Origin of the sequence: Streptomyces sp. ICN903 (assembly GCF_022015835.1) — a bacterium.
Lineage (GTDB): Bacteria > Actinomycetota > Actinomycetes > Streptomycetales > Streptomycetaceae > Streptomyces > Streptomyces fenghuangensis.
The window spans coordinates 1-9,570 of the sequence record NZ_JAKMAY010000226.1 but is presented as its reverse complement, the minus strand read 5'-3'; the positions used below and the strand labels follow the sequence as shown (position 1 = coordinate 9,570).

Annotated in this window: 8 protein-coding genes; 7 read left to right on the top strand and 1 reads right to left on the bottom strand. The window is 74.0% G+C overall.

Annotation, left to right across the window (positions count from 1 at the left end; translation table 11 throughout):
• From L7D48_RS20900 to nudC, 3 genes are all read left to right on the top strand, one after another.
• Positions 1-714: hypothetical protein (locus tag L7D48_RS20900; RefSeq protein WP_237881294.1), on the top strand; the 714-nt coding region annotated here is incomplete at its 5' end.
• 104 nt (positions 715-818) lie between these two features.
• A complete protein-coding gene (locus tag L7D48_RS20895) occupies positions 819-4,262 on the top strand; it encodes an ATP-dependent DNA helicase (protein WP_237881292.1) in 3,444 nt (1,147 codons plus the stop codon).
• Between the two features lie 260 nt (positions 4,263-4,522).
• Positions 4,523-5,464: an NAD(+) diphosphatase gene (gene nudC / locus L7D48_RS20890; protein WP_237881296.1), complete on the top strand. Its 942-nt coding sequence runs from the start codon at positions 4,523-4,525 to the stop codon at positions 5,462-5,464.
• 60 nt (positions 5,465-5,524) lie between these two features.
• Here nudC and L7D48_RS20885 read toward each other — a convergent pair whose 3' ends face one another.
• The gene (locus tag L7D48_RS20885; protein ID WP_093661309.1) at positions 5,525-5,767 is read right to left on the bottom strand and encodes a mycoredoxin; all 243 of its coding nucleotides are present in this window, start codon (positions 5,765-5,767) and stop codon (positions 5,525-5,527) included.
• Between the two features lie 201 nt (positions 5,768-5,968).
• On the opposite strand from L7D48_RS20885, the gene L7D48_RS20880 reads away from it, so the two are divergent.
• The 4 genes from L7D48_RS20880 to L7D48_RS20865 all read left to right on the top strand — a co-directional run bounded on the left by L7D48_RS20880 (position 5,969) and on the right by L7D48_RS20865 (position 9,514).
• The gene (locus tag L7D48_RS20880; protein ID WP_237881290.1) at positions 5,969-8,185 is read left to right on the top strand and encodes an ATP-dependent DNA helicase UvrD2; all 2,217 of its coding nucleotides are present in this window, start codon (positions 5,969-5,971) and stop codon (positions 8,183-8,185) included.
• Between the two features lie 196 nt (positions 8,186-8,381).
• Entirely contained in the window at positions 8,382-8,699 is a 318-nt protein-coding gene (locus L7D48_RS20875; RefSeq protein ID WP_237881288.1) for a hypothetical protein, read from the top strand.
• 132 nt (positions 8,700-8,831) lie between these two features.
• Complete coding sequence (locus L7D48_RS20870) at positions 8,832-9,194, top strand: WhiB family transcriptional regulator (RefSeq protein ID WP_237881286.1); 363 nt, start codon at positions 8,832-8,834, stop codon at positions 9,192-9,194.
• On the top strand, positions 9,191-9,514 hold the full coding sequence (locus L7D48_RS20865) for a hypothetical protein (protein WP_237881284.1): 324 nt from the start codon (positions 9,191-9,193) through the stop codon (positions 9,512-9,514). The genes L7D48_RS20870 and L7D48_RS20865 overlap by 4 nt, the downstream gene beginning before the upstream one ends.
• Positions 9,515-9,570: the final 56 nt, after the last annotated feature.

The following is a 9,570-nucleotide window of genomic DNA, read 5'->3' as shown; positions in this document are numbered from 1 at the left end:
CCGGAGGAGGGGGACGCCCCCTTCGCCGGGGGATTCGGCGGGACGAGGCTGGAGCGGAGCTCCGCCGGGAAGATCATGGAGCGGTCCGCCGAGGCGATGAGGCGGGCCGAGTCGCTGCGCGTCACCGGCTGGGTGGCCGGGGACGACGGCGACGGCAGGATGACGATCGACCTGGCGCTCGCCGGGGACGGCGACTGCACCGGCACCATGACGATCGGCGAAGGCACCGCCGAGGTCCTCTCCGCCGACGGGCGGATGTACATGAAGGGCGACGAGAGCTTCTGGGAGAGCCAGAGCGACGGCGGCCCCGGGGAGGACATGGCCGTCGAGATGCTCTCGGAGCGCTGGGTGAGGACGGACGACGGGGGGTCCGGCACCGGCCCGGGCGGCTTCTGCGACCTCGACGGGCTGCTCGAGGACATGGAGTCCGGCGGTTCCGGGGAGACCGGGAAGCGCGAGCCCGTCGACCTCGACGGCCGGGAGGTCATCCCGCTGGTCCAGGAGGACGACGGCGAGGGGACCACCACCGCCTACGTCGCCAACGACGACGACCGGCCCTATCTGCTGCGGATGGAGAACGAGGGGAGCGACGAGCCGGGTGTGATGGACTTCACCGGCCACGGGGAGGAGGTCGTGGTCGAGGCTCCGGATCCGGACGAGGTCCTCGACCTGGGCGAGATGCGCGAGGACTCCGGCCGACACGAGTCGGTCTGAGGGAGGTTGACACCCCGTCGGAACGGAGGCGCGGCGGCGGCGGGCGGCCCCCGCCCACCACCGCCGCGCCGCGGCTGTCGGCGCGGCGCGCTAGCGTCTGGTGGGTGCCCGCACAGCTCAGCGACCCCGACGACCTCCGGCGGCTCCTCGGCATCCCCTTCACCGCCGAGCAGATGGAGTGCATCACCGCTCCGCCCGCGCCGCAGGTCATCGTGGCCGGAGCCGGGTCGGGCAAGACGACGGTGATGGCCGCCCGGGTGGTCTGGCTGGTGGGCACCGGGCAGGTAGCACCCGAGCGCGTGCTGGGCCTGACCTTCACCAACAAGGCGGCCGGCGAGCTGGCCGACCGGGTGCGCGGGGTGCTGCGCAGGGCGGGAGTGCTCGACCCCGACCCCATCGACCCCACCGACCCCGCCGGGGCCGAACAGCCGCCCGGCGAGCCGCGGATCTCCACCTACCACGCCTTCGCCGGGCAGCTGCTGGGCGACCACGGGCTGCGGCTGGGCATCGAGCCGTCCGCCCGGCTGCTGGCCGACGCCACCCGCTACCAGCTCGCCGCCTCGGTGCTGCGCACCGCGCCCGGCCCCTTCACCGCGCTGACCAAGTCCGTCAGCGAGCTGGTGCGCGACCTCCTCGCCCTCGACGGCGAGCTGTCCGAGCACCTGGTGGAGCCGGAGCGGCTGCGCGCGTACGACCGCGAGTTGCTCGACCTGCTGGAGGGCGGCGAGGTGAGGCTCACCAACGCCGCCCTGCGGAAGGTGCCCGAGACCGCGCGGGGCCGCCTGGAACTGCTGGGGCTCGTCGAGGAGTACCGCAGGCGCAAGCGGGAGCGCGAACTGCTCGACTTCGGCGACCAGATGGCCCTGTCGGCGTCCCTGGCGCGCGACGTGCCCGAGGTCGGGCGGATCCTGCGCGAGGAGTACGCCGTGGTGCTGCTGGACGAGTACCAGGACACCTCCGTGGCCCAACGCGTCATGCTGGCGGGCCTGTTCGGGGAAGGCACCGGCCATGCCGTCACCGCCGTCGGCGACCCCTGCCAGGCCATCTACGGCTGGCGCGGCGCGTCCGTGGCCAACCTCGACGACTTCCCCGAGCACTTCCCCCTCGCCGACGGCGCCCCCGCCCGCCGCCAGTCCCTGAGCGAGAACCGGCGCAGCGGCGGACGGCTGCTGGACCTGGCCAACACCCTGGCCGCGCCGCTGCGCGCCCGCCACGCGGGCGTGGAGGCGCTGCGCCCCGCCCCCGGCGCCGAGCACGACGGCCTGGTGCGCTGCGCGCTGCTGCGCACCCACGCCGAGGAGATCGCGTGGCTGGCCGACTCCGTCGCCCATCTGGTGAACACCGGCACCGAGCCCGGCCAGGTCGCCGTACTGTGCCGCACCGCCGGCGACTTCGCGCAGATCCAGGGCGCGCTGGTGGAGCGCGGGGTGCCGGTCGAGGTCGTCGGCCTGTCGGGACTGCTGCACCTGCCGGAGATCGCCGATCTGGTCGCCATGTGCGAGGTCCTCCAGGACCCGACCGCCAACGCCTCCCTGGTGCGCCTGCTCACCGGCCCGCGCTGGCGCATCGGCCCGCGCGACCTCGCCCTGCTGGGCCGCCGCGCCCGGCTGCTGGTGCCCGGCGGCCCGCGCACCGGCGGCGGGGAGGCCGGAGTCGAGGAGCGGCTGGCGGCGGCCGTGGAGGGCACCGACCCGGCCGAGGTGGTCTCCCTCGCCGACGCGCTCGACACCTTCCTGGGCACCAGCGGCCACGACGACCCGCTGCCTTTCTCCGCCGAGGCCCGGGTGCGCTTCGCCCGGCTGGCCAAGGAGATACGCGATCTGCGGGCCTCGCTGGCCGACCCGCTGATGGACGTGCTGCACCGGGTGCTGTCCGTCACCGGCCTGGAGGTCGAGCTCTCCGCCTCCCCGCACGCGCTGGCCGCCCGCCGCCGGGAGACCCTCGGCACCTTCCTGGACATCGCCGCCGGATTCGCCTCGCTGGACGGCCAGTCCACCCTGCTGGCCTTCCTGGGCTTCCTGCGCGCCGCGGCCGAGTACGAGAAGGGGCTGGACAGTTCGCTGCCCGGCGCCGAGAACACCGTCAAGGTCCTCACCGCGCACAAGTCCAAGGGCCTGGAGTGGGACGTGGTCGCCGTCCCCGGGCTGGTGGCCGGGAACTTCCCCAGCGGGCAGGCCCGCGAGTCCTGGCTCTCCCAGCCGAAGGTGCTGCCGCCCGCGCTGCGCGGCGACGCGGCGACCCTGCCGGAGCTGTCCGGCTGGACGGCGAAGGACCGCAAGGCCTACGACGAGGCGGTCAGGGACCACCAGCACACCGAGGAACTGCGGCTGGGCTACGTCGCCTTCACCCGCCCCCGCTCCCTGCTGCTGGGCTCGGGTCACTGGTGGGGGCCCAGCCAGAAGAAGCCGCGCGGCCCCTCCTCCTTCCTGGAGGCGCTGCGCGCGCACTGCGAGGCCGACCCGCGGCACGGCGAGGTCGAGCACTGGGCCGGGGAGCCGGCCGAGGGCGAGGAGAACCCGGCCCTGGAGGAGCCGGCCGAGGAGCGTGCCTGGCCCCTGCCGTTGGACGAGGAGGCCTGGGCACGCCGCCGTGCCGCCGCCGCGCGCGTCATGGCCCACCTGGACGGGCGGTCGGACGGGCGCGGGCTGCCCCGCCCCCGTACGGCCCCGGAGCCCGCACCGGCCCCGGTGGGGGATCCCGCCCCGGATCCGGAGCTGACACCGGAGGACGCGCGGACCGTCGCCTCCTGGGACCGCGACATGGAGGCGCTCACCGCCGAACTGCGCCGGGCCCGGTCGGGTGTGCGGGAGGTGCCGCTGCCCCCGGCGCTCTCCGCGACCCAGCTCGTACGCCTGGCCGCCGACCCCGAGGGCTTCGCGCGGGATCTGGCCCGGCCCATGCCGCGGCCGCCGCGGCCCGCGGCCGCCCGCCGCGGCGCCCGTTTCCACGCCTGGGTGGAGTCCCGCTTCGAGGAGCTGGAGCTGCCCCTGCACGATCCCGAGGAACTGCCGGGCGGCGGGGAGGAGGGCGAGGCGTACCCCGGCGACGACGGGATCGCCGACGAGAAGGACCTGGCCGCGCTCAAGGAGGCGTTCGGCCGCACCCCCTACGCGCACCGCACCCCCTACCGCGTCGAGGCGCCCTTCCGGCTGGTGCTCGCGGGCCGGGTGATCCGGGGCCGGATCGACGCGGTGTACCGCGACGCGGACGGCCGCTTCGAGATCATCGACTGGAAGACCGGGCACTCCGGCAGGGCCGACCCGCTCCAGCTCGCCGTCTACCGCCTCGCCTGGGCCGAGCGGCACGGGCTGCCGCCCGAGGCCGTGGGCGCCGCCTTCCTCCACGTCCGCAGCGGGGAGCTGGTCCGTCCCGCCCGGCTGCCGGGCCGCGCCGCTCTGGAGAGGCTGCTGCTGTACGGCACGGAGGGCGCCGAAGGCGCGGAGGACACGGAAGGAATGAACGTTCCGGACATCCCGGGCGGCCGGGAGGCGCCCGGCGGCCGGCGGGGCGCGGCGACCGATTCCGGGGCGGGCGGAACGGCCGGATAGGCTCGGGGCATGAGCACCACCCCGGCCGCTCGTGGACACCGCCGTCCGCGCGCGCACCGCAGGCCGGCCCGCCGTCCCCGCGGACGGTCGGCTCCCCCGTCCCCCCGGCACGGGGGAGCGGGCGGGACGGCTGTGAGCGGGCGCCGCCGCGGACGGAGAGGGACGGGTCCCCCACAGCACCCGGACCGCACGGAACGGTCCGGCGGCCGTCGTACGCACCCGAACCACCGCTCACGCAGCAGGGGAAGTTGGTAGCAGCCGTGATCACCTGGCCCGACCACACCACCGACCGTCCTCCGATCACGCTCACCGCCACCGGCGGCATAGACCGGGCCTCCCACCACCGGCTGGACGAGGCCTGGCTCGGGGCGGCCTGGAGCCACCCGACGACCCGCTGCTTCGTGGTCTCCGGCGGGCAGGTGCTGATCGAGGACACCGGGGACGGGGGCGCCGAGCTGGTGACCATGCCCTCCTTCGACGCCCCGCTGACCGAGGCGCACCGCTACTTCCTCGGCATCGACGAGGACGGCGTGCGCTACTTCGCGCTGCAGAAGGACGCGCTGCCGGGCCGGATGGACGACGCGGCCCGCCCGGCCGGGCTGCGGGAGGCGGGCACGCTGCTGTCCGAGCGCGACGCCCAGCTGATGGTGCACGCCGTGGCCCTGGAGAACTGGCAGCGCATGCACCGCTTCTGCTCGCGCTGCGGCGAGCGCACGGTCATCGCCGCCGCCGGGCACATCCGCCGCTGCCCGGCCTGCGGCGGCGAGCACTACCCGCGCACCGACCCGGCCGTGATCATGCTGGTGACGGATCCGGAGGGCCGCGCGCTGCTGGGCCGCCAGGTGCACTGGCCCAAGGGCCGCTTCTCCACGCTCGCGGGCTTCGTGGAGCCGGGCGAGTCCGTCGAGCAGGCGGTCGTCCGCGAGGCGGGCGAGGAGGCGGGCGTCACGATCGGCAGGGTCGAGTACGTCGCCAGCCAGCCGTGGCCCTTCCCCTCCAGCCTGATGCTGGGCTTCGTGGCGCACGCCACCTCCACCGAGATCCGGGTGGACGGCGAGGAGATCGAGGAGGCCCGCTGGTTCTCCCGCGAGGAGCTGCGTGCCGCGTTCGCCTCCGGCGAGGTGCTTCCGCCGTCGGGCATCTCGATCGCGGCCCGGCTGATCGAGCTGTGGTACGGGCAGCCGCTGCCGGACCCGCGGTGACGGGCGGCCCGCCGCGGGCCCGGATCACCGGGCCCGCGGCGGGCCGCCGGCGGTGGTGCGTCAGGCTCCCAGAACGGCCTTCACCGTCGCGATCGAGGGGTTGGGCAGGGCCGAGCCGTCGGGGAAGAGCACGGTCGGGACCAGCTGGTTGCCGTTGTTGACCTTCTCGACGAAGGCCGCGGCCTCCGGGTCGTGCTCGATGTTGACCTCGGTGTACGCGATTCCCTCGCGGTCCATCTGGCCCTTGAGCCGACGGCAGTAGCCGCACCAGGTGGTGCTGTACATCGTGACCGTTCCCGCCATGGGTTCTCGTGCTCCTCGTCTCGGCGTGTCGGCGTACTGGCATCGGTGGAACGTTCAACCGGCCGGACCCATTCCCGAACGTCCCCGACCGGGGCCGGAGCGAGCCCCGACCGGGGCCGGCGAGGGGCGTTCCTGCTACGAGTCCCGGCCGCCTGTGGACGACGGTTACCGGCCCCTCGGCCGACCTGGCAGCATGGCGGGGTGACAGCAGCAACGCCCTCCCCCCTCTTCCCGAACGTCCCCGATTCGCCCGACGCGGTGCTCGAAGGACTCGATCCCGAGCAGCGCGAGGTGGCGACGGCACTGCACGGCCCGGTGTGCGTGCTGGCGGGGGCCGGTACGGGCAAGACGCGCGCGATCACGCACCGGATCGCGTACGGGGTGCGGGCGGGGGTGCTGCCGCCCGCGAGCGTGCTGGCCGTCACCTTCACCAACCGCGCGGCGGGCGAGATGCGCGGGCGGCTGCGCCAGCTCGGTGCGGGCGGTGTGCAGGCCCGCACCTTCCACTCCGCCGCCCTGCGCCAGCTGCAGTTCTTCTGGCCGAAGGCGATCGGCGGCGACCTGCCGCGTCTGCTGGAGCGCAAGGTCCAGCTCGTGGCCGAGGCCGCCGCACGCTGCCGCATCCGGCTCGACCGCAACGAGCTGCGCGATGTGACGGGCGAGATCGAATGGGCCAAGGTCACCCAGAGCGTCCCGGAGGACTACCCGGCCGCGGTGGCGAAGTCCTCGCGCGAGGCGCCTCGCGACCCGGCCGAGATCAGCCGGATCTACGGGCTCTACGAGCAGCTCAAGCGCGAACGCTCGGTCATCGACTTCGAGGACGTGCTGCTGCTCATGGTCGGCGTCCTCCAGGAGCGGCCGGACATCGCCGACACCGTGCGCCGGCAGTACCAGCACTTCGTGGTGGACGAGTACCAGGACGTCAGCCCCCTGCAGCAACGGCTGCTGGAGCTGTGGCTGGGGGACCGGGAGAGCATCTGCGTGGTCGGCGACGCCAGCCAGACGATCTACTCCTTCACCGGGGCCACGCCCGACCACCTGCTCGACTTCCGCACCCGGCACCCCGGCGCCACGGTGGTGAAGCTGGTGCGCGACTACCGCTCCACACCGCAGGTGGTGCATCTGGCCAACGGGCTGCTGGCCCAGGCCCGGGGCCGGGCCGCCGACCACCGGCTGGAGCTGGTCTCCCAGCGTGAGGCCGGGCCCGACCCCGTCTACACCGAGTACCCGGACGAGCCCGCCGAGGCCGAGGGCGTCGCCCGTCGCATCCGGGAGCTGATGGACGCCGGGGTCCCCGCGAGCGAGGTCGCGGTCCTCTACCGCGTCAACGCCCAGTCCGAGGTCTACGAACAGGCCCTGGCGGACGCGGGAGTGCCCTACCAGCTGCGCGGCGCCGAGCGGTTCTTCGAACGGCCCGAGGTGCGCGAGGCCGGAGTAGCCCTGCGCGGCGCGGCACGCGCCGGGGACAACGACCCGCTGCTGGCCGACGCCGTGGACCTCCCCTCCCAGGTGCGTGCGGTGCTCGGCGGCACCGGCTGGACGCCGCAGCCCCCGGCCGGGTCGGGGGCGGTGCGCGACCGCTGGGAGTCCCTGGCAGCCCTGGTGCGGCTGGCCGAGGACTTCGCCCGGGCCCGGCCGCAGGCGACGCTGGCCGACCTCGTGGCCGAACTGGACGAGCGGGCGAACGCCCAGCACGCCCCCACCGTCGAGGGCGTCACCCTCGCCTCGCTGCACTCCGCCAAGGGCCTGGAGTGGGACGCGGTCTTCCTGGTCGGACTGACGGACGGGACGCTGCCAATCAGCTACGCGAAGACCGACGAGCAGATCGAGGAGGAACGCCGGCTGCTCTACGTGGGTGTCACCCGGGCCCGGCGCCATCTGTCCCTGTCCTGGGCGCTGTCACGCTCGCCGGGAGGCCGCGGCGGCCGCCGCCCGAGCCGGTTCCTGGCGGGGCTGCGGCCCGGCTCCTCGTCGGACGGCGGCCGCGCCGGCGGCGCCGGCGGGGTGGAGCGCGGCGGCGGGCGGTCGCGCAGGCGGCGCGGCCCGGTGCGCTGCCGGGTGTGCGGGCGCACCCTCACCGACGCGGGTGAGATCAAGCTGATGCGCTGTGAGGGCTGCCCCTCCGATCTCGACGAGGAGCTGTACGAGCGGCTGCGCGAGTGGCGATCGGCCCAGGCGCGGCAGCTCGGCCAGCCCGCCTACTGCGTCTTCACCGACAAGACGCTCATGGCGATCGCCGAGGCCCTGCCCGACAACGAGACGGAGCTGGCGCGGATCCCCGGCGTGGGCGGGCGCAAACTCCAGAGGTTCGGCGCCGATGTGCTGGCCCTGTGCGCCGGCGAGGAGATCGGCGCGGACCCGGGGGAATCCGCGGGCGGACGGGCGGACGAACGAATGGACGAACAAGCGGACGAATAGATTCCGGAATCTGTCACAGAGGCTGTTACGAATCCGCCGGGAAAATAGTTTGCGCGGGCCGTCCAAACCCTCATAGCCTTCCGGGCATGGACGAGCGGGGCCTACTGGCTCCGTCGGATCCATGCTGTACTGAACCCTGAACGCCCGGATCGACACACCCGCCGATCCCCAAAGCGCCGAGAGGAGGCGAGCTTCGATGACCACCACGATCACCAGGATCACGACGGAACCGACCGGTCGCGAGGTCCTCGCCTCCTGCCTGCTCGGCTCCCGTCTGTCCGGCACCCGTGCCTTCGGCTTTACGGCCGCGCGTCCGGCCTCCCTCGCGGTTCTGTCGATTCGCGAGCGGGTCAGCGAGCGACCGACCCAGGCACCCGCGGTAGTGGCGGCGGCACAGGCTGATGCCTATGCCCTCACCGGCGCGGCCAACGGTGCCGGCAACGGACAGAAGCAGGCCAAGCACCACACGATGTGGGCCTTCCGTGGGCTCGAACCCTGGAGAGATCCAGCCTGATCGGCACGATCAGGTCGGCACCTTCCAGGGCCGCGGAACCCACACCGGGATCCGCGGCCCTTCTGTTTTCCCCAAGTGGCCCGGCCACCAGCCGGGTCGAAGAGACGACACACAGACGAGGAATCCACCGCCGTGCACATCCAGACGCACGCCCCGTCCGTACAGCCCGACCCGATCCGAACGTCCGATCCCACGGAGGACTCCTTGACCCCGCTCACCACGCTCACCGAGCTCGACGACGCCATCGAGCGTCTCGGTGTGGCCGTGCCCTGCCGCAGCTACGACCCGGAGGTCTTCTTCGCCGAGTCGCCGGCCGACGTGGAGTACGCCAAGTCCCTGTGCCAGACCTGCCCGCTGCGCGAGGCCTGCCTCGCCGGCGCCAAGGACCGCCGCGAGCCCTGGGGCGTCTGGGGCGGCGAGCTGTTCGTCCAAGGGGTGGTCGTTCCCCGCAAGCGGCCGCGTGGCCGCCCCCGCAAGAACCCGGTCACGGCATGAACACCGTCGGCACGATCGATCACCCCGCGACGCACGGTCCCGCGCTGCGTCCCTTCCCGAAGCCGGAATCCGCGATGACCCTCAACACCGACAACCACGCGAGCACACAGCCCGACGCCACCGCCTCGCTCCAGAACAGGACCCGCGACATGCAACTCATCCCAGAAGCCATGGCCCGTGCCCATATGCGTGAACGCATGCGGGAGGCCGAGTCGGAACAACTCGGCCACCGGGTGATCACCGCCCGGCGCATGCAGCGCCGTGCCGAGCGGGCCTCCCTGCGGGCCCGCCGCGCTCTGGCCCTGGCCGTCATGCAGTGACGGCTCCCCGGCTCCGGCCCTGACCCCCGGCCAACGCTGGAGCCGGTGAGCCGCCC

Bases quoted from the DNA above. Each gene is read 5' to 3' on its own strand.
- L7D48_RS20885 (WP_093661309.1), bottom strand. From the start codon at position 5,767: ATGGCGGGAACGGTCACGATGTACAGCACCACCTGGTGCGGCTACTGC.
- L7D48_RS20875 (WP_237881288.1), top strand. From the start codon at position 8,382: ATGACCACCACGATCACCAGGATCACGACGGAACCGACCGGTCGCGAG.
- L7D48_RS20865 (WP_237881284.1), top strand. From the start codon at position 9,191: ATGAACACCGTCGGCACGATCGATCACCCCGCGACGCACGGTCCCGCG.